Consider the following 21,169-nt stretch of genomic DNA (forward strand, 5'->3'; position numbering starts at 1 on the left):
CCCGTCACACAGACGACGGGACACGACGACGCGGGAGGATGACGTGATGGGTGCGGAGCCACGGCGGGCGGAGCTGGGCGTACGCGATCTGGGCGAGGTCGACGAGCCGGCGTTCGCCGGGCTGGCGCAGCGGCACCGGCGGGAGCTGCACGTGCACTGCTACCGGATGCTCGGATCGTTCGAGGACGCCGAGGACACCGTCCAGGAGACGTTCCTGCGCGCCTGGCGGCGGCGCGAGACGTTCGCCGGCCGCTCCACGTTCCGGGCCTGGCTGTACCGCATCGCCACGAACGCCTGCCTGGACCTGCTGGCCAAGTGCCGGCCCGAGCCCGCGACCGGCGGCGAGGTGCGGTGGCTGCAGCCCTACCCGGACCGGCTGCTCGACGAGCTGCCCGCGGCCGGCGCGGACGAGCCGGAAGCCGTCGCGGTGGCGCGGGAGACGATCGAGCTGGCGTACCTGGTCGCGGTGCAGCACCTCGCGCCACGCCCGCGTGCCGTGCTGATCCTGCGCGACGTGCTCGGCTGGCCGGCCAAGGACGTCGCGGAGCTGCTCGGCGACTCGGTCAACTCGGTGAACAGCGCGTTGCAGCGCGCCCGCGCCGGCATGCGGGAACACCTGCCCGCGCAGCGGCAGGACTGGACCGGCGACGAGACCGACACCCGCACCCGCGAGCTGGTACGCCGCTTCACCGACGCCGCCGTCGCCAAGGACGTCGCCGCTCTCGCCGCCATGCTGCGCGACGACGTGCGCTGCTCGATGCCCCCCACCCCGGGCCTGCAGATCGGCCGGGACGCGGTGGTCGCCGACTGGGTCGCGGACGGCTTCGAGAGCCTGGGCAGCATGCGGGCCGTGCCCACCGCCGTGAACCGGCAGCCCGCCGTCGCGTTCTACCTGTGGCAGGAGAGCGACGGCGCGTACCTGCCGCTCACCGTCGACGCCCTGCGCGTCACCGGCGGGGCGATCATCGAGATCGTCACGTTCCACGCCGACCAGTTCCCGCGCCTCGGGCTGCCCGAGCGCCTGCCGGCCGACCGTACCCCGTAGTGCCGGTGCGGACGCTCGCGCTGCCCGGCGGCGCGCGCGTCGCGGTGGTCGCGGCCCAATGGCATTCCGCGTACGGCGTGGTCACGCGCGGACGGGTGCAGCTGGAGCTACGCGACGGCGCCCCCGGGCCGGTCCTGCGCCGCGACGCCGGCTTCTGGCTGCGCGACACCGGCGTACGCGCGCTGCGCAACCCCGGCCGCCGCACCGCGACGGTGCGGATCCTGACCCCCGACTTCTGGAGGAGCGACATGATCAGCAGCACCGGCACCGGCGTGGGCTCTCGCCGTTCGCACGGCTTCCGGCGGCTCGCCGTCACCGGCGTCGTCGCCACACTCGTCGCGATGACTGCAACCACGCTCGGCGCGGCGCTCGCGCGGGCCGCCGGCGTCGACTTCGCGATCCCGGACGGCGGTGACGAGGCCATCCCGCTCGGCGGATTCACCGTGGTGACCGGCTTCTTCTCGCTCGTCGGGGTCGTCATCGCCGCCGTACTGCTGCGGTTCAGCGCGCGTCCCGCGTCGCGGTTCGTGTGGACGGCGGTGGCGCTGACCGCGCTGTCGCTGGCGCCGCCGTTCCTCGTCGGGGCCGCCGCCACGACGAGCGTCACGCTGGTCGCGCTGCACCTGGTCGCGGCGGCGGTGATGATCCCCGCCCTGACGCGATGCCTGGTCGCGAGGACCGACTGACACTCCGCTCCCGGTGAGTGGGCCGGGCCACAAAACACTCTCGATTCGCAGGGTTCGATCGAAAACGACCGGGCACTCCGATATGGACCGAACGCCGGGCGCCGCAAGTCGGCGCCCGGCACCACGTTCGACCGAGAGGTGACACCATGACCTTCCGCGCCAGGCTCGTCGGAGCCGCACTCGCCGGGACGCTCGCCGCCGGGGCATCGGCACTGGCTGGGGCCTCCGCGGCCAGCGCGCAGGCAGAACCCTGCGTTCAGCGCATCGCCGTGGTGAACAACGCCGCCTTCGTGATGTCCTTCAGCGTTCAGGCGAGCAACGGTCTGGAGACGGCGAACACCGACACCTACCCGATCAACCAGTCGCGGACGATCGATCTCACCACCACGGCGCTGCCGGTCAGCGCCGACGTCCGCCCGGTGGTCGACGCGGTGGCCGGCGCGACGCGGACCCCGAGCAGCTTCGTGTCGTACTGCGAGAACGGGCAGACCGCCACGTACTCGGTGACCGGGACGACGTACGACTACTCGGTCACGCTGATCGGCTGACCGGCACGTCGACGCTTCGGGGCGTCCGCCGTCATGGCGGGCGCCCCGCGCTCGTACGCTACGTTGATCGGGTGCCCGTACCCCGGCTGATTCCCATCGCGCACGAGCCCGGCCACCGGACGGACACGATCGGCCGCTACGACGAAGGGCTGTTCCTCGCCTCGGCGTGGGACCACCACGCGTACGTGCACCTGTTCGACCACGACGGGACGTACCGGAACTCGACCATTACGCGGGTTCCGCATCGAGGCGCGCTGAGCGAGGCGCTCGACGGGCTGCTCGCGAGCCTGCCCGGCAGGTCGTACGGCGACATCGCCGTACAACTGTTCCAGACCCGTCAGGACGGCGTCGTGTTCGGTCTGGTCGACGAGTCCGGCGACCGGGCGGGCGACGGCAGCCACGTCGACTGGGTCGAGCTGTATCCGGATCGCCTAGGGTTCCACGAGCCGTGGGACGGCCTCTACGACACGTGACGGCACACCGACCACATGAGTAAGGGCGGCGTTGTTCCGCCGGTTCGAGGCTGCATGGTCACGGTTCGGCACCGTTGGTCCACCTCTAACGGCTGGAGCTTGCCGTAGGCGCTCCACCGGAGGTCAGAGCGCCTACGGCGATCACTTGGCGTTGAAGTAGTTCGCCTCCGGGTGGTGCACCACGATCGCGTCGGTGGCCTGTTCCGGCACCAACTGGAACTCCTCGGACAACTGCACCCCGATCCGCTCCGCGCCCAGCAGCTCCACGATCTTCGCCCGGTCCTCCAGGTCCGGGCAGGCCGGGTAGCCGAACGCGTACCGGCAGCCCCGGTAGTCGGTGCGCAGCAGACCCGCCAGGTCGGCTGGGTCGTCGTCGGCCACGGTGCCGCCGCCGGGCAGCACCAGCTCGGCGCGGATCCGCCGGTGCCAGTACTCCGCGAGGGCCTCGGTGAGCTGCACCGACAGGCCGTGCACCTCCAGGTAGTCGCGGTACTCGTTGCCGGCGAACATCTTCGCCGTGTACTCGCTGATCGGCTGCCCCACGGTGACCAGCTGCAACGCCACCACGTCGAGCTGGTCGCCCTTGGGCCGGAAGAAGTCGGCCAGGCACAGCCGCCGCTCCTGCCGCTGCCGGGGGAAGGAGAACCGGGCCCGCTCGCTGTGCCCGTTCTCGTCCAGCACCACCAGGTCGTTGCCCTCGGAGTACGCGGGGAAGTAGCCGTACACCACGGCCGCCTCCAGCACCTGGTCGGAGATCAGGCGGTCCAGCCAGTACCGCAGCCGGGGCCGGCCCTCGGTCTCGACCAGTTCCTCGTACGACGGGCCCTTGCCGCCGCGGGCGCCGCGCAGTCCCCACTGGCCCAGGAACGTGGCCCGCTCGTCCAGCAGCGCCGCGTAGTCGGCCAGCGGCACGCCCTTGACGACGCGGGTGCCGAAGAACGGCGGCTTCGGCACGGCAACGTCCACCGCCACGTCGGAGCGGACCGAGGCGTCGTCCAGTTCGGGCAGTGCCTCGCGCACCTGCGCGCGCTGCCGCTCGCGGCGCTCCCGGCGGGCCGCCAGCGCCGCCTCGCGCTCCGGGTCGACCACCGGCGCGCCGCCGCGCTTGGCCGCCATCACGCGGTCCATCAGGGACAGCCCTTCGAACGCGTCGCGGGCGTAGTGCACCTGACCCGGGTAGATCGAGCGCAGGTCGTCCTCCACGTACGCGCGGGTCAGCGCCGCGCCGCCGAGCAGCACCGGCCAGCGCTCGGCCACGCCGCGGGAGGCCATCTCGGCCAGGTTCTCCTTCATGATGACTGTGCTCTTGACCAGCAGGCCGGACATGCCGATCGCGTCGGCGCGGTGTTCCTCGGCCGCGTCGAGGATCGCGTTGATCGGCTGCTTGATGCCGATGTTGACCACGTCGTAGCCGTTGTTGGACAGGATGATGTCGACCAGGTTCTTGCCGATGTCGTGCACGTCGCCCTTGACGGTGGCGAGCACGATCCGGCCCTTGCCGTCGTCGTCGGTCTTCTCCATGTGCGGCTCCAGGTACGCCACCGCGGTCTTCATCACCTCGGCGGACTGGAGCACGAACGGCAACTGCATCTGGCCGGAGCCGAACAGCTCGCCGACCACCTTCATGCCGTCCAGCAGCAGGTCGTTGATGATGGACAGCGGCGTACGCCCCTGCGCCATCGCGGTGTCCAGGTCGGCCTCCAGGCCGTTGCGCTCACCGTCGATGATCCGCCGCTTGAGCCGCTCGTCCAGCGGCAGCGCGGCCAGTTCCTCGGCCCGGGTGGCGCGCGCCGACGCCGCGTCCACGCCCTCGAACGCCTCGATGAACCGCTGCACCGGGTCGTAGCCCTCGCGGCGCCGGTCGTACACCAGGTCGAGCGCCACCTCGCGCTGCTCGTCCGGGATCCGCGACATCGGCAGGATCTTGCTGGCGTGCACGATCGCCGAGGTCAGCCCGGCCTGCGCGCACTCGTGCAGGAACACCGAGTTGAGCACCTGCCGGGCCGCCGGGTTGAGGCCGAACGAGACGTTGGAGATGCCGGCGGTGAAGTTGACGCCCGGATAACGGGCGGCGATCTCCCGGATCGCCTCGATCGTCTCGATGCCGTCGCGGCGGGTCTCCTCCTGCCCGGTGGCGATCGGGAACGTCAGCGCGTCGATGAGGATGTCCTCCCGGCGCATCCCCCACCGGCCGGTCAGGTCGTCGATCAGCCGGGAGGCCACCCGTACCTTCCACTCGCGGGTGCGGGCCTGGCCCTCCTCGTCGATGAGCAGCGCCACGACGGCGGCGCCGTGCTCCTTGACCACCGGCATGACCCGCGCGTAGCGGGAGTCGGGGCCGTCGCCGTCCTCGAAGTTGACCGAGTTGACCACGCACCGGCCGCCGAGCATCTCCAGGCCGGCCTCGATCACCGCCGGTTCGGTGGAGTCCAGCACGATCGGCAGCGTCGACGCGGTGGCGAACCGGCCGGCCAGCTCCCGCATGTCCTGCGTGCCGTCGCGGCCCACGTAGTCGACGCAGAGGTCGAGCAGGTGCGAGCCGTCCCGGGCCTGGCTGCGGGCGATCTCCACGCAGGCCTGCCAGTCCCCGGCGAGCATGGACTCGCGGAACGCCTTCGAGCCGTTGGCGTTGGTCCGCTCCCCCACCATCAGGATGCTGGCGTCCTGGGCGAACGGCACGTGGTGGTAGATCGAGGAGACCCCGGCCTCCGGCTTCGGCTCCCGCGCCACCGGCGCCCGCCCGCCGAGGCGCTCCACCAGCACCCGGATGTGCTCCGGGGTGGTGCCGCAGCAGCCGCCGATCAGGCCCACGCCGTAGTCGGTGACGAACCGCTCCAGCGCGTCGGCCAGCTCGTCCGGGCTGAGCGGGAAGTACGCTCCGTCGGCCGTGAGCACCGGCAGGCCCGCGTTCGGCATCACCGAGATCGGGATACGCGAGTGCTGCGCCAGGTAGCGCAGGTGCTCGCCCATCTCCGCCGGGCCGGTCGAGCAGTTCAGCCCGATCAGGTCGACGCCGAGCGGCTCGATAGCGGTCAGCGCCGCGCCGATCTCGCTGCCCAGCAGCATCGTGCCGGTGGTCTCCACCGCCACCTGACAGATGATCGGCACGTCCCGGCCCGCGTCGGCGCGGGCCCGCTTCGACCCGACCACCGCCGCCTTGACCTGGAGCAGGTCCTGACAGGTCTCGATGATCAGCGCGTCCGCCCCGCCGGCGATCAGGCCGGCGGCGTTCTCCTGGTACGCGTCACGCAGCGAGGCGTAGCTCGCGTGCCCGAGCGTGGGCAGCTTGGTGCCCGGACCCATCGAGCCGAGCACGAACCGGGGGTGCTCCGGCGTCGCGTACTCGTCGGCGGCCTCCCGCGCGATCCGCGCGCCCGCCTCGGACAGCTCCCGGATGCGGCCGGGGATGCCGTACTCGGCGAGGTTGGGCAGGTTCGCGCCGAACGTGTTGGTCTCCACGCAGTCCGCGCCGGCGGCCAGATAGGCGTCGTGCACGCCGCGGACCACGTCCGGCCGGGTCACGTTGAGGATCTCGTTGCAGCCTTCGAGGCCGTCGAAGTCGTCAAGGGTGAGATCGGCGGCCTGGAGCATCGTCCCCATCGCGCCGTCCGCGATCAGGATCCGATCGGCCAGCAGGTCACGCAACGAAATAGGCACATGGCCCAGGTTAGTGCGCCCGAGTACGCCAGACTCACCCGAACCGGGCCTTCCCACATACTGCCCGGCCGACCGGCGTACGCCTTTGCGCCGGTTCGCCCGGGTGGTCACCCTCGGCGACCGGCGCGGCCGACGGGCCGGCCCCGTCGGCGGCACGTAGGCTGGCGGACGTGAAGGACAACAGGGGTGCGACAGTGCGACGGGGCGACGCCGCGCCCGACGAGCAGGGTGAGGTGACGGCGTGACCGAGTTCGACGGGCTGCCGGTACTGCGCTCGCCGGTCGCCATCGCGGCCTTCGAGGGCTGGAACGACGCCGCCGACGCCTCCACCGCCGCCGTGGAACACCTGGAGCAGGTCTGGCAGGCCCGGCAGGTGACCGAGCTGGACCCGGAGGACTTCTACGACTTCCAGGTCAGCCGTCCGACGATCACCATGGCCGACGGGGAGACCCGGCGCGTCGAGTGGCCCACCACGCGGTTCATGGTGGCCAGCCCGGAGGGCACCGAGCGGGACGTGGTGCTGATCCGGGGCATCGAGCCGAGCATGCGCTGGCGGACGTTCTGCGAGCAGGTGCTGGAGATCTGCCACAGCCTGGAGGTCGAGCGGGTGGTGCTGCTCGGCGCGCTGCTGGCCGACGTGCCGTACACCCGGCCGCTGCCGATCAGCGGCAGCGCGTCGGACGCCGACGCGGCCAAGCGCTACCAGCTCACCCCCACCCGGTACGACGGGCCGACCGGCATCGTCGGCGTGCTGCACGACGCCTGCACCCGCGCCGAGGTCGACGCGGTGTCGTTCTGGGTGCACGTGCCGCACTACGCCAACAACCCGCCCTGCCCGAAGGCCACGCTGGCGCTGCTGCACCGGGTCGAGGAGGTGCTCGACCTGCCGGTGCCGATGGCCGACCTGGCCGAGGAGGCCGCCGAGTGGGAGCAGCGGGTGCGCAGCGCCGCCGAGCAGGACGCGGAACTCGGCGAGTACGTGCGTGAGCTGGAGGAACGGGTCGGCGACGCCGGCATCACCCCGTTGACCGGGGACGAGATCGCCCAGGAGTTCGAGAAGTACCTGCGTCGCCGCGGCGGTTCCGCCGGGCCGACAGCGGGTTCCTGGTAGCCGTTTCCCGTCGAAGCCGGGTCCCCTTGCCGGGGCCCGGCTTCTGCGTGTCCGGGGTGGCGCTGTCACACCCTCTAGGGCATCCTAGGAACCTAGCTGTTCTGAGGAGGCCCGGATGCAGATCAACCCCGGCGCGGCCGAGTTCCCGCACCGGCAGATCGCCGCGCAGCTCAAGGCCCAGGTGCGCCGCGGCGACTGGGGTCCCGGCGAGCGGCTGCCGTCCATCCCGGCCATCGCCGAGATGTTCGGCGTGGCGAAGCAGACCGTGCAGCGCGCCGTCGACCAGCTGCGGGTCGAGGGCATCCTGATCACCAAACCCGGCTCCGGTACGTACGTCCGGGGCACCCGGCGCCGCCTCAACCGCCTGTCCCGGGGCCGGTACGGTGGCTTTCGCGGCTACCACACCGACCTGGCCGCCCGGTACCGCCAGCAACTCGTCTCGGTCGGCCGCTCCCCCGCCCCGGCCGAGGTGGCCGACGCGTTCGGCGTCGCCGACGGCACCGAACTGCTCTGCCGCCGGCACCTGGTACGCACCGACGACTCCCCGGTCGAGGTCGGCGCGTCCTGGTTCCTGCCCGCCGACACCGCCGGCACGTCACTGGAACGCGCCGAGGCGTTCGGCCGCCCGCTCTACCAGGAGGCCGAGGAGGTCACCGGCCGGCGGTACGTCACCGCCACCGACACGATCAGCGCGCGCCAGCCCAGCCGGGAGGAGGCGGAGATCCTCCAGATCCGACCCGACACGCCGGTGCTGCACCTGCTGCACGTGGCGTACGACGAGCGACGCAAGCCGATCGAGGTCGCGCAGGCGACCTGGCCCGGCCCGATGACCACGCTCACCGAGGAGTACAGGATCCCCGCCCCGGCTCCCGACCAGGACCCCGACCCCGACCCCGGCCTGGTCCTGGGCTGACCGCTTTGCCCCCGCCCCGGCGATCTTGCACTTTCCGCCCCGGCAGACGGCGCATTTCCGACGCTCCAGGGGCCGCGAGTGCAAGATCGCCGAGGCGTGCCGGCGGGGCCGGCGCACACATGCTCCCGGAACGGCCACGCCCGGGCGGAGCCCCCCGGGTCGGGTCGTGCCGGGTGGAACACCGTGGGTGTCAAACCGCCCTCGAGACACCCGTCACGTTCCACCCGCCCGCCGAGCGACGCGATCTTGCGGTTTCGAACCCCGCAAACTGGGGCGAAACGGCGAGAAGGCCGGCCGCAAGTGCAAGATCGGCGAGGCGAGGCGAGGCGGAAGCGAGGCGAGGCGAGAGCGACGCGAGGACGAGGCGCGGCGCGGGGGCGGGGGCGGGGACGGGTGAGCGAGGGACGGGTGCGCGGGCGGCCGGGCGGAACGGCTACAGGGCGATGCCGAGGAGCGCGTCGACCGTGTCGGTGAACAGCACCGGGGCCTCCGGGTCGTCCGTGACGCCGTTCAACGCTCCGTCGGCCCAACGGTCAGCCGCCGCCAGAGCGCCCGGCGTGTCCAGATCGTCGGCCAGGCGCTCGCGTACCTCGGCCAGCAACGCCGCCCCCGACGGCCCGGCCGGCGCGGCGGCGGCCCGCCGCCAGCGGCCCAGCCGCTCCCGCGCCTCGGTGAGCAGATCCTCGGTCCAGGAGCGGTCGCTGCGGTAGTGGCCGCTCATCAACGCCAGCCGCACCGCCATCGGGTCGACCTTGTCGGCCCGCAGCCGGGACACGAAGACCAGGTTGCCCTGGGACTTCGACATCTTCTCGCCGTCCAGGCCGATCATGCCGGCGTGTACGTAGTGGTCGGCGAAAGGCGCCTCGCCGGTGAGCCGCTCGGCGTGCGCGGCGGAGCACTCGTGGTGCGGGAAGATCAGGTCGTTGCCGCCGCCCTGCACGTCGATCCGGTCGCCGAGCAGGTTCAACGCGATGACCGTGCACTCGATGTGCCAGCCGGGGCGGCCCGCGCCGAGTTCGCCGCCGGGCCAGGACGGCTCGCCCTCGCGGGCGCCGCGCCACAGCAGCGGGTCGAGCGGGTCGCGCTTGCCGGCGCGCTCCGGGTCGCCGCCGCGCTCGGCGAACAGTTCGAGCATCTCCTCGCGGGACAGGTTCGACTCGTAGCCGAAGCGCGGGGCGGCGGAGATGTCGAAGTAGACGTCGCCGGTGCCGTCGTCGAGCCGGTACGCGGCGCCGTCCTTGAGCAGCACCAGCACCTTCTCGGCGATCTCCGGGATCGACTCGACGGCGCCGACGTAGTGCGCCGGCGGGATCATCCGCAGCGCCTCCATGTCCTCGCGGAACAGCGCGGTCTCCCGCATGGCCAGGACCTTCCAGTCCTCGCCGTCGCGCTCGGCGCGTTCCAGCAGCGGGTCGTCGATGTCGGTGACGTTCTGCACGTACCGCACGTCGAGGCCGGCGTCGCGCCACATCCGCTGCACCAGATCGAACGCGATCATGGTGGCGGCGTGCCCCAGGTGCGTGGCGTCGTACGGGGTGATGCCGCAGACGTACATCGAGGCCGCGCCCTCGGGCCGGCTGGGATGGGCGCCCTGCCGCGCCGAGTCGTACAACCGCAGCGGCACGCCCTCGCCGGGCAGCCGCGGCACCTCGTGTCCCGCCCAAGACTCCATGACGGCCAGCCTAACGATCCGTCAGACGCTCGGGTGCCGCCCTACGGGTGATCAACGCGACAGCGGCTCACATCGGCGGCCAGGGCATCGCCGGCCACTCCTCGGGAGGCAGCGGGAACCGGCCGGTCCCGCGCAGCCGCTCGACGCGGGCCGCCAGCGCCGCCGTCTCGCCGATCGTCAGGTGCTCGGCGAGCTCCTCGCCGAGCGGGCCGCGAAGCTGACCGGCCAGGCCGTCGAGCATCTCCACCGCGTCCGGCGGCAGCTCGCGGCCGGCCCAGCCCCACAGCACCGTACGCAGCTTCTCCTCGACGTGGAAGCTCACGCCGTGGTCGACGCCGTAGATCCGGTCGTCCGGGCCGACGAGCACGTGACCGCCCTTGCGGTCGGCGTTGTTGATCACCGCGTCGAGCACGGCGAGCCGGGCCAGACGCGGGTCGTCGGCGTGCGCCAGCGCGTACGCGGCGCCGTCGTCGTCGCGGGCCGCGGCCACCGGGAACCAGCGCGGCGGGATCTCCCGCGCCGGCACGAACCCGACCAGTGGCTCGGCGTCGTCCGGCTCGTCGATCCAGAGCTGGCAGGAGCCGGGGCCGAACGGGCCGTCCCGCAGCACCGTGGGGGGCACCAGGTCCCAGCCGGTGGCCCGGGACACCAGGTAGGCGGCCACCTCGCGGCCGGCGAGCGTACCGTCCGGGAAGTCCCACAGCGGGCGCTCACCGCGTACCGGCTTGTAGACACAGTGGGCGGTGACGTCGCCGAGCGCGACGACGGCGCGCAGCGTGGCGTTGGAGGCGTCGACAAGCCGCCCCTCCAGGGTCAGCTCACCGTCGGCGAGCAGCCGCAGCGCCTCGGCGCCGTCCTGTCGGGGCTGCAGTTCCGACGACGTCACCGGTGATAGCCGTTGTTCCGGGGGCAGAGGTGACCGGCCGGGTCAAGCGGCTGCCCGCACAGCGGGCAGGGGGGACGGCCGGCGTTGACGACGCGCTTGGCCCGCTCGATGAACTCGCGGGTCGCCTCCGGGGTCAGTCGGACCCGGAGCCGGTCGAGGTCGTCGTCCGGCTCGTCCGGTTCCTCGTCGGCGTCGTCGTCCGCGTCGCCCAGCTCGACCTCGACTTCCGCCTCGCCCACGGCGATCGCCTCGATCACCACTGTCGCGGTGTCCACGTCGAAGGCCAGGCCCAGCGTGCCGACGCGGAACTCCTCGTCCACCGGGGTGTCGAGCGGCTCGTTGTCGCCGCCCGTCGGCGGCGCGGCCTCCGGCAGCTGCACGCCGAAGCGGCGCTGCGCCTCGGCGAGCAGCTCCTCGAGCTTCTCGGCGAGCAACGACACCTGGACCTTCTCCAGCGACACGCTGACCAGCCGGCCGCCGCCGCGCGCCTGGAGGAAGAACGTGCGCTCCCCCGGCGGGCCGACCGTACCGGCGACGAACCGCTCCGGCGGCTCGAAGGCGTGCACCTGGTGCGTCATACCCACGACCCTATCCGGCGCGTGGAAGTGCCGCGCAGCCCACCGACGCCGAATCCGCCCAGAGCGAACGCGCCGCGCCGGGCCGGCTATCCGGCCGCGCCCGCGCCCCCGCCGACCGCCGCGTCCGACTCGGCCGGCCGCGCCGCGCGCCGGCGCCGCTTGCGCGGCGGCGGGACCAGCGCCGACAGGTCGCCGCCAGTGTCGTTGAGCCGGACCAGGAACGGCCGCAGCGGCGTGTAGCGGATCGCGGTCACCGACGCCGGGTCGGCCACGATCCGCTGAAAAAGATCAAGGTGTACGCCGAGCGCGTCCGCCACGATCGCCTTGATCACATCACCGTGGCTGCACGCGAGCCAGACCGCCTCCGGTCCGTGCTCGGCGGTGACCCGCGCGTCCCACGCCCGTACCGCCGCCACCGCGCGCGCGGACATCGCCGCCATCGACTCCCCCTGCGGGAACGCGGCGGCGCTCGGATGCTGCTGCACCACCGGCCAGAGCGGCTCCTTCGCCAGCTTCTTCAGCGACTGCCCCTCCCAGTCGCCGTACCCGCACTCGATCAGCCCGTCGTCCACCACGGGCTCGGCGTCCGGCAGGGCCAGTTCGAGGGTCTGCCGGCAGCGGATCAGCGGGCTGGTCACCACCGCCGCGAGCGGCAGCCCGGCGAGGCGCGCGCCCACCGCCGTCGCCTGCGCCCGGCCGGTGTCGTCCAGCTCGACCGGTTGCCGCCCGGCCAGGCCGCCGTCGGCGTTCGCGGTGGTCCGGCCGTGTCGCAGAAGCAGAAGGGTCGCCACGCAGACCACCCTAGGCGGTACGCCCCGACGTTGATCGTCCCGCCACGACGCCCGCCTTCCCCGCCCTCACACCCCGTCCCCGCCGACCGTGATCGCCCGTCGTATTGCGCGGCTCGTTCGTCTCACGCGGCACTCCGCCGGAGATCTTGGAAGATTTGGGCCCCTATGAGGGCTGTTCAGTCCCATGACATCTGTCAGCGTTGAAGTCCCGATACATGTGTCACGTGGTAGGGATCTTGGGTCGGGTGGTATGTGCTGCCGGGCATGGCTTCTCGGCGGCATGTGATGAACCTGCTGGACGCGCTGCTGGCGGCGGGGGTTCGGGTGAACGCGGCCGAGTTCGCGCGTGAGCACGGGGTGTCGGTGCGCACGGTGTACCGGCACCGCGCACGTATCCGGGCCGAGGGTCAGTGGCAGGAACGATCCCGGCGGCCGCGTACCAGTCCGCGGGTCACGCCGCCGGAGGTGGACGCGTGGATCTGCAAACTGCGCGCTGAACTGGGCCCGGACAACGGGGCTGACTTCATCCGAGACGCGTTGGACGATGTGCGCCGGCGCACCGACGCGTCCTGGTCGGTGCCGTCACGCTCGACGGTCAACCGGGTGCTGGCCCGGCATGACCTGCTCGTGGCTACTCCGGCTAAACGACCGCGTAGCTCGTGGCGGCGTTTCAGCTATGCCCGGCCCCGCGACTGCTATCAGATCGACGCCACCGAAGTGAAACTCGCCGACGGCCGCACTGTCGTCGTCTTCGACGTCCTGGACGACTGCACCCGCACCCTGGTCGCCTGCCACGCCGCCGCCGCGGAGACCGCCCGAGCCGCGATCACCGCGATCAGACAGGCGTTCACCGCCTACGGCGTGCCGGCCATCGTGCTCAGCGACAACGGCATCGCGTTCACCAGCCGCCGCACCCGACCCGGATCAATCTCCACCTTCGTGCAGACCCTGATCGACCACGGCACCCGCCCGATCAACTCCAGCCCCTACCACCCACAAACCTGCGGCAAGGTCGAACGCCACCACCAAACCCTCAAAAAATGGCTGAGCACCCAACCCCCACCACAGACCCTCACCGCCCTGCAAACACTCCTGGACACCTACCGCCGCTACTACAACACCCAACGCCGCCACAGCGCCCTACCCCACCGCACCACACCCGCCCACGCCTGGACCCACGCACCCACCCTCGGCGGACCCACCAGCCCACCCCTGCAAACCGACGCCACCCTGCACCACTGCCCCGTCGCCAGCAACGGCGCCATCGCCGTCGCCGGACACCGCACCAGCGTCGGCACCACCCACGCCGGCACCACCGTCACCGCCATCCGCGACAACAACCACGTCACCATCTACCACCCCGACGGCCAACCCATCGGCTACCTCCACCTCAACCCCGACAAGAACTACATCCCCCTCACCCCCACCCCCACGATCCACAACCCCTGACACATCTATCGGGACTTCCCGTTGACACATGTCCCGGGACATGACAGCCCCTATGAGGGCCCTTTCCTTCCAAGATCTCCTGAGGTAGCGGCGCACGCCGGAGATCTTGGTACGTTCCCGCCCTTGTAGGGGCCGTTCCGTACCAAGATCTCCGGCCAGCCCTGCCGTCGGCGACCCGACCTCCCACACGATCATGAGGTTGACGGCGACAAAACGGACACGAGGTGCCGTCAACCTCATGATCGACGCTTCGGGGTCACGGGAGGGTGAGCCGGGGTGTCGGGTGGGGTGGGTGTCGGGTTTCGGGGTGGTCGGGGACACCCGGGTGGCGGAATCGGTGGCGGGGCGGGGGCGTTATACCTGGTGAACGACCGCAGCAGCATCCCCCGGCACCCCCGGAATGATCCCGGGGCGGCGGTCGTTGGACATGTCTCCGGCCCCCGCAGCCACGGGCAGCGAGCCGGATCCCCCCGAAGACTTCTCTGAGCGCCTGACGGTGCCCACGCACTCGCCCCCGGGTGCGTCGACCCCCGAATGGAGCCCCCTCATGAACACGATCCTGCGCAAGAGCATCCTCGGTATCGCCGGTCTGACCGTCGCCGGTGGCCTCGCCGCCGGCCCCCTCAACCACGACACCAGCACCCCCACCACCCGCGACGCCGCCGCGGTCACCACCACGCAGGCCGCGAAGCTGGACAGCGCCGCGCTGATCCCGCACGGCGTGCAGGGCACCCAGTCCCGCATCGACCTGGGCGACGAGCAGACCGCCAACGTCAAGGCCATCATCGCCGCCACCAAGAAGGCCGGCATGGATGAGCGCGCCGCGGTCGTGTCCATCGCGACCGCGTTGCAGGAGTCGAAGCTGGAGAACCTCGGCCACCTGGGTGACCGTAACGACCACGACTCGCAGGGCCTGTTCCAGCAGCGCCCCTCCAGCGGTTGGGGCACGGTCGAGCAGATCACCGACCCCGAATACTCCACCACCGCGTTCCTGAAGGGCCTCAAGCAGGTCGACGGCTGGCAGGACATGCCCCTGACCAAGGCCGCCCAGACCGTCCAGGTCTCCGCCTACCCCGACCACTACGCCCAGTGGGAGCAGCAGGCCGCCGACCTGGTCGCCGAGCACTGGAACAGCTGAGACAAGCAGAAGGCCGGCACCCCGAACATCGGGTGCCGGCCTTTCGCATGACAGCGTCAGGTGGCGCTGATCGTGCCGGTGGCCAGCAGGCAGATCACCAGGCTGCCCAGCGCGACCCGGTAGAGCACGAAGACGTACAGCGTGTGGTGTGCGACGTAGCGCAGCAGCCAGGCGATGGCCGCGTACCCGACGGCGAACGCGATCAGCGTCGCCACCACCATCTGCGCCACGCTCGGCGCGGCGGTGCCGGGCGCGGACGGCTCGAAGACGTCCGGCAGGCTGAACACGCCGGAGATCACCACGGCCGGGATGGCCAGCAGGAACGAGTAGCGGGCCGCGGTCTCCCGGGTCAGGTTGAGCAGCAGGCCCGCGGTCAGCGTGCCGCCGGAGCGGGACACGCCTGGTACGAGCGCCGCGGCCTGGGCGAAGCCCATCACCACGCCGTCGCGCATCCGGAAGTTCTCCAGCGTACGGGTCTGCCGGCCCCAGTACTCGGCGAAGGCCAGCAGCACGGCGCCGATGATCAGCGTGCAGGAGATCAGCCAGAGGTTGCGGCCGGCGGTGCGGATCTGGTCCTTGAAGATCAGTCCGAAGATGCCGATCGGGATGGTGCCGACGATGACGTACCAGCCCATGCGGTAGTCGAGGCTGGAGCGCACCGAGCGGTCGAACAGGCCCAGGCACCAGGTGCGGACGATCCGCCAGATGTCCTTGGCGAAGTAGATCAGGACGGCGGCCTCGGTGCCGAGCTGGGTCACCGCGGTGAACGACGCGCCCGCGTCCCGGCCGAAGAACAGCTCCGAGGTGATCCGCAGGTGCCCGGACGAGGACACCGGAAGGAACTCGGTCAGCCCCTGGACCAGGCCCAGGACGATGGCCTCGATCCAGGTCACTCCCCGACTCCGGACAGCTCCAGCGCCTCGGCGACGGTCCGCAGGGTCTGCACCCCGCTCTCCCGGTCGGCCACGAACAGCGACACCGACAGCGTGGTCACGCCCGCGGCGGCGTACTCCCGCATGCGCTCGGCGATGCGCTCCTTCGGGCCGAGCAGCGAGGTGCGGTCGATGAACTCCATCGGTACGGCGGCGGCCGCGTCGCGCTGCCGCTTGGCCAGGTAGAGGTCCTGGACCTCGCGGGCCGCGTCGCCGTAGCCCATCCGGGTGGCGAGCTGGTTGTAGAAGTTCTGCTTGCGGCTGCCCATGCCGCCGACGTACAGCGCGGCGTACCAGCGGACCAGCTCGGCGCAGGTGGCGACGTCGTCGCCGACCACCACCGGCACGGACGGCACCACGTCGAAGCCGGCCAGTTCCTTGCCGGCGGCGGCGCGGCCGGCCCGGACCGAGGCGAGGTGCTCCTCGGCGAACTCTGGGGAGTAGAAGACGGCCAGCCAGCCGTCGGCGATCTCGCCGGCCAGCTCCAGGTTCTTCGGGCCGACGGCGGCCAGGTAGATCGGGATGTGCTCGCGCGGCGGGTGGAAGCCCAGCCGCAGCGCCTTGCCCGGGCCGTCCGGCAGCGGCAGCGTGTAGTGCTCGCCGTCGTACGCGACCTCCTTGCGGGCCACCGCCAGCTTGACGATGTCCACGTACTCCCGGGTGCGGGCCAGCGGCTTGGCGAACCGCACGCCGTGCCAGCCCTCCGAGACCTGCGGGCCGGACACGCCCAGGCCGAGCCGGAACCGGCCGCCGGAGATCGTGTCGATGGTCGCCGCGGTCATCGCGGTCATGGCGGGCGAGCGGGCCGGGATCTGCATGACCGCCGACCCGACGTCGATCCGCTCCGTCTGTCCGGCGATCCAGGACAGGATGCTCGGCGAGTCCGAGCCGTACGCCTCCGCGGCCCACACGACCGAGTAGCCGAGCCGGTCCGCCTCCTGGGCCAATGCCAGGTGGTCGAACGGCGTGCTCCACGCCGTTTGGTATCCGAGGTTGAGCCCGAGTCGCACTGATCCTCCCGCCATCCGCACCACAGGTCGCATCAGGTTACGCAATGAGCGTGGCGCCCTCGACGTCCGGCTCACCCGAACATGTCACACCGGTCTGATGTCGCGCGGGAACTTGACTGCGGCGAGGATATCCGTGACGCCGGGTTCGAAATAAGGTTCACGCATGCAACAGCGACCGCTCGGCCGAAGCGGGCTGGCGGTATCGCGGCTCGCGCTCGGCACCATGACCTGGGGACGCGACACCGACGCCGACGACGCGGCCGCCCAGCTGAAGAGTTTCCTCGACGCGGGCGGCAACCTCGTGGACACCGCGGACGTGTACGCCGACGGCGACGCCGAATCGGTGATCGGCTCGCTGCTGGGCAGCCTGGTGGACCGCGACGAGCTGCTGATCGCCACCAAGGCGGGGCTGCGGCCGGGCAGCCGCCGCCGGGACGGCTCGCGCGGGCACCTGCTGCGCACGCTCGACGCCTCGCTGCGCCGGCTGGGCACCGACCACGTCGACCTGTGGCAGGTGCACGGGTACGACCCGGACACGCCGCTGGAGGAGACGCTCTCGGCCCTGGACCATGCCGTGTCGAGCGGGAAGGCCCGCTACGTCGGCGTGTCGAACTTCTCCGGCTGGCAGACCGCCCGCGCCGCCGCCTGGCAGGCCGCCTGGCCGGGGCGCGCCCCGGTGGTCGCCGCGCAGGTGGAGTACTCGCTGCTGGAGCGCGGCGTGGAGCGGGAGGTGCTGCCCGCCTGCGCCGGGATGGGGCTGGGCGTGCTGCCCTGGTCGCCGCTGGGCCGGGGCGTGCTGACCGGCAAGTACCGCAACGGCCGCCCGGCCGACTCGCGGGCGGTGTCGCCGCACTTCGAACGGTTCGTCGCCACCTACCTGGAGCCGCGCTGCTCCAGCATCGTGGAGGCGGTCGCCATCGCGGCCGGCGGGCTCGGCGTGTCGCCGCTGGAGGTGGCGCTGGCCTGGGTGCGGGACCGGCCCGGCGTGACCGCGCCGATCCTGGGCGCCCGGACCGTCGGGCAGCTGCTCGGCGCGTTGCAGGTGGAGCGGATGACGCTGCCGGAGGAGATCGTCACGGCGCTGGACGACGTGTCGGCGGTGCCGGTGGGCTACCCGGAGCGCGACGGATGAGCCGCGCCGGGGCGGTCCGGGTCACCGTCAGGGGGTGGCGGAGGGCCCGCGACCTGGGCAGCATAGGGGCATGGACTACGAATACGCGCCGCTGCGGTTGCCTTCGAACGTCGATCGGCTGACCGCCGCGGCGCAGCTGGCGATCCAGGCCGAGTTCTCCGGTTGGGAGCTGGCCCGGGTGCGGCTCTACCGGGACGGCACGCGGCAGGTGGTGCTGCGGCGCCGCCTGGTGAACAAGCCGCAGCCGGGCCTGTCGTACTGACGGGCCCGTCCCCGGGGCCGCGCGACGCGGCGCCGCCCCGGGGACGCGCACGGCCTAGTGCGCGTGGTCGTGCTCCTCGTCGAGCTCCATGAACGGGTGCTCGTCGAGCCGGCCGACCAGCCGGTCGTCGGCGGCGGGCTGGAACGGCCCGACCGGGTCGTCGTCGTCGAACGACTCCAGGTCGACCGGGGTGCCGACCTCGCTGACCATGACCACGCCGTCGAGCGGCTCCAGCTCCGGCACGTCCAGCGCGGACAGCGAGCCGTCGCCGCTCTGCAGCAGCTCCAGCACCGCCTCGCCGACGCCCTCCACCGGGGCCGGCTCGTCGTCCTCCGGGGTGCCGTCGCGGCGGGCCGCCTCGGCGGCACGCAGCAGCGCGGCGACGCTCGGCACCCGGTAGTCGCGCCGCTGCCGCACCGAGATGACCCGCGGGTGCGGGTCGGTGGGCTCGCCGCCCTCCACGGCGCCGAAGCGCTCGTCGGCCTCGTCCGGGTCGATCGACTCCACGTCCCAGGGCGTCACCTCGCCGAACGCGTCGAGCAGCTGCTCGTCGTAGGCGAACGAGGCGTTGTTCAACGCGACGTACGCCTGCCAGACGGCGTCGTCGTCGATCCGGCCCTGAGCGGCCCGGACGGCGGCCAGGTGGGCGCGAGCGGCGTCGATCACCCGCTCGAGGGCGGCATCCAGCTCACCGTGCTGGTCGGTCATGTGTGGCAGTCCCTTCGCGATGGGGGGAGGGTTCCGTGCCGACGGCGCCGCTGTGGGCGCGGTCAGCAGGTACGCAGGAAGCGGTCCAGAACCCGCACGCCGAACTGTAGTCCGTCCAGCGGAACCCGCTCGTCGATGCCGTGGAACAGGCCGGAGAAATTGAGGTCGGCGGGCAGCCGCAGCGGCGCGAAACCGAAGCAGCGGATGCCGAGCCGGGAGAACGCCTTGGCGTCGGTGCCGCCGGAGAGCATGTACGGCACCGGGTGGGCGCCGGGGTCCTCGGCGCGCAGCGCGGCCGACATGCCCGCCACCAGGTCACCGTCGAACGTGGTCTCCAGGGCCGGCTGGCGCTGGACGTACTCGATGGCGATGTCCGGCCCGACCAGCTCGCGCAGCTGCCGTTCCAGCTCCTCGCTCTGCCCGGGCAGGCTGCGGCAGTCGATGGTGGCGGTGGCCCGGCCGGGGATCACGTTGTCCTTGTAGCCGGCGGCCAGCCGGGTCGGGTTGGCGGTGTTGCGGATGGTCGCGCCGATGATGTTGGCGATCGGGCCGAGCTTGGCGATCGCGGTCTCCGGGTCGTCCGGGTCGATCTCGATGCCGAGCACGTCGGACACCTCGGCCAGGAAGGCGCGTACGGTGTCGGTCATCACCACCGGGAAGCGGTGCCGGCCGATCCGGGCGACCGCCTCGGCCAGCGCGGTGACCGCGTTGTCGTCGTGCATCATCGAGCCGTGGCCGGGCCGGCCCTTGGCGTGCAGGCGCAGCCAGTCGATGCCCTTCTCGGCGGTCTCGATCAGGTAGAGCCGGCGCTGCTCGTCCACCGAGTAGGAGAAGCCGCCGACCTCGCCGATCGCCTCGGTGCAGCCGTCGAACAGGTCTCGGTGCCGCTGGGTGAGGAAGTGCGCGCCGTAGTCGCTGCCGGCTTCCTCGTCGGCGGTGAACGCGAGCACGATGTCGCGCCGGGGCCGGACGCCGGCGCGCTGCCAGCCGCGGACCACGGCGAGGACCATGGCGTCGAAGTCCTTCATGTCGATCGCGCCGCGGCCCCACAGGTAGCCGTCGCGGATCTCGCCGGAGAACGGGTGCACCGACCACTCGTCCGGGTCGGCGGGCACGACGTCGAGGTGGCCGTGCACGAGCAGCGCGTCGCGGCCCGGCTCGGTGCCGGGGATGCGGGCGACCACGTTCGCCCGGCCGGGGGCGGACTCGTGGATCTCGGCGTCGACGCCGGCCTCGGCGAGCTTCTCCGCCACGTACTCGGCGGCGCGCCGCTCCCCCACGCTGGTGTCGTTGTCGCCGGTGTTCGTGGTGTCGATGCGCAGCAGGTCGCGGCAGAGGTCCACGACCTCGTCGGTGGCGTCGGGCCGGGCGGGGAGGGCGTCGCTCGTCATCGCTTCCTTATATCAGCAGGCGGGGTCGTCGCGGCCGTCGGTGCGCGCCGCGGTTTCGTGGATCTCCCGGCCGGGTACCGGCGGAGGCGCCCGGGACATCGACCCCGGCCGTCACGAGGAGGGCCCCATGACCGTCCCGCTGCCGCCGCTGCCGCCCGCCGCCGACGACGCGTACCGGCCGGGTGGGCGAAGCGTGGCCGACCTCGTGGACACCGAGCACCGGGCGCTGCTGGGGCTGGCCGACCGGGTCAGCGACGCGGCGCTGACGGCGGCCGAGCGGCGCGACGTGCTGGACGTGCTGACCGCCGCGGTGTCCCGGCACCTGTCGGCCGAGGAGCAGTATCTGTTCCCGGCGGCCCGGGCCGCCATGCCGGACGCCGTCGAGCTGGTGGAGCGGGAGATCGAGGCCGACGCCGGGCTGCTGACCGCGCTCAAGGAGCTGTCCGGCGCGGACGACCCGGCGGTCGCCGACGTGGCCGAGCGGGTGCGCCGGCACGTCAGCCGCGTCGCCGCGCTGGTCACGCCGTTGCGGGAGGTGGCGAGCGACGCGGAGCTGATCCGGCTGGGCAACCGGTGGGAGATCGCGGAGGAGGCGGCGCCGACCCGGCCGCACCCCGGCACGCCGGCCACCCCGCCCTGGAACAAGATCGTCGAGCCGGCGGTCGGGGTGCTCGACAAGGTGCGCGACGCGGTCTCCGGACGGCGTACCCGGCTGAGTGACCTGGAACACCGCCGCCAGAGCTGAGCCGATCGCCCCTTTCGCGTATCGGTTCGTGGTCCTACCGTC

At 72.2% G+C, this 21,169-nt stretch carries 20 protein-coding genes; 11 read left to right on the plus strand and 9 right to left on the minus strand.

Features of this window, described 5'->3' with window-relative positions; all coding sequences use genetic code 11:
• The first annotated feature begins 43 nt into the window (after positions 1–43).
• From MCBG_RS05405 to MCBG_RS05420, 4 genes are all read left to right on the plus strand, one after another.
• The gene (locus MCBG_RS05405; protein ID WP_369799272.1) at positions 44–1,045 is read left to right on the plus strand and encodes an RNA polymerase subunit sigma-70; all 1,002 of its coding nucleotides are present in this window, start codon (positions 44–46) and stop codon (positions 1,043–1,045) included.
• A gap of 5 nt (positions 1,046–1,050) precedes the next feature.
• The gene (locus tag MCBG_RS05410; RefSeq protein ID WP_223201083.1) at positions 1,051–1,731 is read left to right on the plus strand and encodes a DUF6069 family protein; all 681 of its coding nucleotides are present in this window, start codon (positions 1,051–1,053) and stop codon (positions 1,729–1,731) included.
• A gap of 146 nt (positions 1,732–1,877) precedes the next feature.
• Positions 1,878–2,279, plus strand: coding sequence for a hypothetical protein (locus MCBG_RS05415; protein WP_043324410.1), 402 nt, complete (start codon positions 1,878–1,880; stop codon positions 2,277–2,279).
• 71 nt (positions 2,280–2,350) lie between these two features.
• Positions 2,351–2,752, plus strand: a complete 402-nt coding sequence (locus MCBG_RS05420; RefSeq protein WP_043324412.1) for a hypothetical protein — start codon at positions 2,351–2,353, stop codon at positions 2,750–2,752.
• 141 nt (positions 2,753–2,893) lie between these two features.
• Here MCBG_RS05420 and metH read toward each other — a convergent pair whose 3' ends face one another.
• Positions 2,894–6,409, minus strand: coding sequence for a methionine synthase (gene metH, locus MCBG_RS05425; protein WP_181373792.1), 3,516 nt, complete (start codon positions 6,407–6,409; stop codon positions 2,894–2,896).
• Positions 6,410–6,650: 241 nt separating this feature from the next.
• On the opposite strand from metH, the gene MCBG_RS05430 reads away from it, so the two are divergent.
• Together MCBG_RS05430 and MCBG_RS05435 are read left to right on the plus strand one after the other, a co-directional pair.
• On the plus strand, positions 6,651–7,520 hold the full coding sequence (locus MCBG_RS05430) for a PAC2 family protein (RefSeq protein ID WP_030504102.1): 870 nt from the start codon (positions 6,651–6,653) through the stop codon (positions 7,518–7,520).
• A gap of 115 nt (positions 7,521–7,635) precedes the next feature.
• Positions 7,636–8,433 (plus strand): GntR family transcriptional regulator, encoded by a 798-nt coding sequence (locus MCBG_RS05435; protein ID WP_043324416.1) that lies wholly within the window; start codon positions 7,636–7,638, stop codon positions 8,431–8,433.
• Positions 8,434–8,866: 433 nt separating this feature from the next.
• Here MCBG_RS05435 and mshC read toward each other — a convergent pair whose 3' ends face one another.
• The 4 genes from mshC to MCBG_RS05455 all read right to left on the minus strand — a co-directional run bounded on the left by mshC (position 8,867) and on the right by MCBG_RS05455 (position 12,369).
• On the minus strand, positions 8,867–10,105 hold the full coding sequence (gene mshC, locus MCBG_RS05440; RefSeq protein WP_043324419.1) for a cysteine--1-D-myo-inosityl 2-amino-2-deoxy-alpha-D-glucopyranoside ligase: 1,239 nt from the start codon (positions 10,103–10,105) through the stop codon (positions 8,867–8,869).
• A gap of 67 nt (positions 10,106–10,172) precedes the next feature.
• The gene (locus MCBG_RS05445) at positions 10,173–10,991 is read right to left on the minus strand and encodes an SCO1664 family protein (protein WP_043324421.1); all 819 of its coding nucleotides are present in this window, start codon (positions 10,989–10,991) and stop codon (positions 10,173–10,175) included.
• A complete protein-coding gene (locus MCBG_RS05450) occupies positions 10,988–11,569 on the minus strand; it encodes a DUF3090 domain-containing protein (protein WP_043324423.1) in 582 nt (193 codons plus the stop codon). The genes MCBG_RS05445 and MCBG_RS05450 overlap by 4 nt, the downstream gene beginning before the upstream one ends.
• Before the next feature lie 86 nt (positions 11,570–11,655).
• Complete coding sequence (locus tag MCBG_RS05455) at positions 11,656–12,369, minus strand: histidine phosphatase family protein (RefSeq protein WP_043324425.1); 714 nt, start codon at positions 12,367–12,369, stop codon at positions 11,656–11,658.
• Positions 12,370–12,624: 255 nt separating this feature from the next.
• Here MCBG_RS05455 and MCBG_RS05460 point away from each other — a divergent pair, with 255 nt between their 5' ends.
• Positions 12,625–13,809 carry a DDE-type integrase/transposase/recombinase gene (locus tag MCBG_RS05460; protein WP_083297081.1) on the plus strand — a complete coding sequence of 395 codons (1,185 nt, stop codon included), beginning with the start codon at positions 12,625–12,627 and terminating at the stop codon, positions 13,807–13,809.
• Positions 13,810–14,356: 547 nt separating this feature from the next.
• Positions 14,357–14,947, plus strand: coding sequence for a hypothetical protein (locus MCBG_RS05465; protein WP_043323960.1), 591 nt, complete (start codon positions 14,357–14,359; stop codon positions 14,945–14,947).
• A 56-nt stretch (positions 14,948–15,003) separates the two neighbouring features.
• Here the strand turns inward: MCBG_RS05465 and MCBG_RS05470 are convergent, their stop codons facing one another.
• Positions 15,004–15,840 carry an undecaprenyl-diphosphate phosphatase gene (locus MCBG_RS05470; protein ID WP_043324430.1) on the minus strand — a complete coding sequence of 279 codons (837 nt, stop codon included), beginning with the start codon at positions 15,838–15,840 and terminating at the stop codon, positions 15,004–15,006.
• Complete coding sequence (locus tag MCBG_RS05475) at positions 15,837–16,889, minus strand: LLM class F420-dependent oxidoreductase (RefSeq protein ID WP_043324433.1); 1,053 nt, start codon at positions 16,887–16,889, stop codon at positions 15,837–15,839. The genes MCBG_RS05470 and MCBG_RS05475 overlap by 4 nt, the downstream gene beginning before the upstream one ends.
• Before the next feature lie 163 nt (positions 16,890–17,052).
• Here MCBG_RS05475 and MCBG_RS05480 point away from each other — a divergent pair, with 163 nt between their 5' ends.
• Complete coding sequence (locus MCBG_RS05480; protein ID WP_030504007.1) at positions 17,053–18,021, plus strand: aldo/keto reductase; 969 nt, start codon at positions 17,053–17,055, stop codon at positions 18,019–18,021.
• Positions 18,022–18,091: 70 nt separating this feature from the next.
• Entirely contained in the window at positions 18,092–18,283 is a 192-nt protein-coding gene (locus tag MCBG_RS05485; RefSeq protein ID WP_043324435.1) for a DUF5703 family protein, read from the plus strand.
• Between the two features lie 54 nt (positions 18,284–18,337).
• Here MCBG_RS05485 and MCBG_RS05490 read toward each other — a convergent pair whose 3' ends face one another.
• Together MCBG_RS05490 and MCBG_RS05495 are read right to left on the minus strand one after the other, a co-directional pair.
• A complete protein-coding gene (locus MCBG_RS05490; protein ID WP_030504008.1) occupies positions 18,338–18,991 on the minus strand; it encodes a hypothetical protein in 654 nt (217 codons plus the stop codon).
• Between the two features lie 62 nt (positions 18,992–19,053).
• Positions 19,054–20,382, minus strand: a complete 1,329-nt coding sequence (locus MCBG_RS05495; protein WP_043324436.1) for a M20/M25/M40 family metallo-hydrolase — start codon at positions 20,380–20,382, stop codon at positions 19,054–19,056.
• Between the two features lie 127 nt (positions 20,383–20,509).
• On the opposite strand from MCBG_RS05495, the gene MCBG_RS05500 reads away from it, so the two are divergent.
• The gene (locus tag MCBG_RS05500; protein WP_043324439.1) at positions 20,510–21,127 is read left to right on the plus strand and encodes a hemerythrin domain-containing protein; all 618 of its coding nucleotides are present in this window, start codon (positions 20,510–20,512) and stop codon (positions 21,125–21,127) included.
• The last annotated feature ends 42 nt before the right edge of the window (positions 21,128–21,169 follow it).

Source organism: Micromonospora sp. M42, from assembly GCF_000568915.1.
In the GTDB taxonomy this organism is placed as follows: Bacteria; Actinomycetota; Actinomycetes; order Mycobacteriales; family Micromonosporaceae; genus Micromonospora; species Micromonospora chalcea.

Excerpts from the sequence above, each read along its gene's own strand:
- MCBG_RS05415 (WP_043324410.1), top strand. The coding sequence starts at position 1,878 with ATGACCTTCCGCGCCAGGCTCGTCGGAGCCGCACTCGCCGGGACGCTC.
- MCBG_RS05435 (WP_043324416.1), top strand. The coding sequence starts at position 7,636 with ATGCAGATCAACCCCGGCGCGGCCGAGTTCCCGCACCGGCAGATCGCC.
- mshC (WP_043324419.1), bottom strand. The coding sequence starts at position 10,105 with ATGGAGTCTTGGGCGGGACACGAGGTGCCGCGGCTGCCCGGCGAGGGC.
- MCBG_RS05450 (WP_043324423.1), bottom strand. The coding sequence starts at position 11,569 with ATGACGCACCAGGTGCACGCCTTCGAGCCGCCGGAGCGGTTCGTCGCC.
- MCBG_RS05460 (WP_083297081.1), top strand. The coding sequence starts at position 12,625 with ATGGCTTCTCGGCGGCATGTGATGAACCTGCTGGACGCGCTGCTGGCG.
- MCBG_RS05465 (WP_043323960.1), top strand. The coding sequence starts at position 14,357 with ATGAACACGATCCTGCGCAAGAGCATCCTCGGTATCGCCGGTCTGACC.
- MCBG_RS05480 (WP_030504007.1), top strand. The coding sequence starts at position 17,053 with ATGCAACAGCGACCGCTCGGCCGAAGCGGGCTGGCGGTATCGCGGCTC.
- MCBG_RS05485 (WP_043324435.1), top strand. The coding sequence starts at position 18,092 with ATGGACTACGAATACGCGCCGCTGCGGTTGCCTTCGAACGTCGATCGG.
- MCBG_RS05490 (WP_030504008.1), bottom strand. The coding sequence starts at position 18,991 with ATGACCGACCAGCACGGTGAGCTGGATGCCGCCCTCGAGCGGGTGATC.
- MCBG_RS05495 (WP_043324436.1), bottom strand. The coding sequence starts at position 20,382 with ATGACGAGCGACGCCCTCCCCGCCCGGCCCGACGCCACCGACGAGGTC.
- MCBG_RS05500 (WP_043324439.1), top strand. The coding sequence starts at position 20,510 with ATGACCGTCCCGCTGCCGCCGCTGCCGCCCGCCGCCGACGACGCGTAC.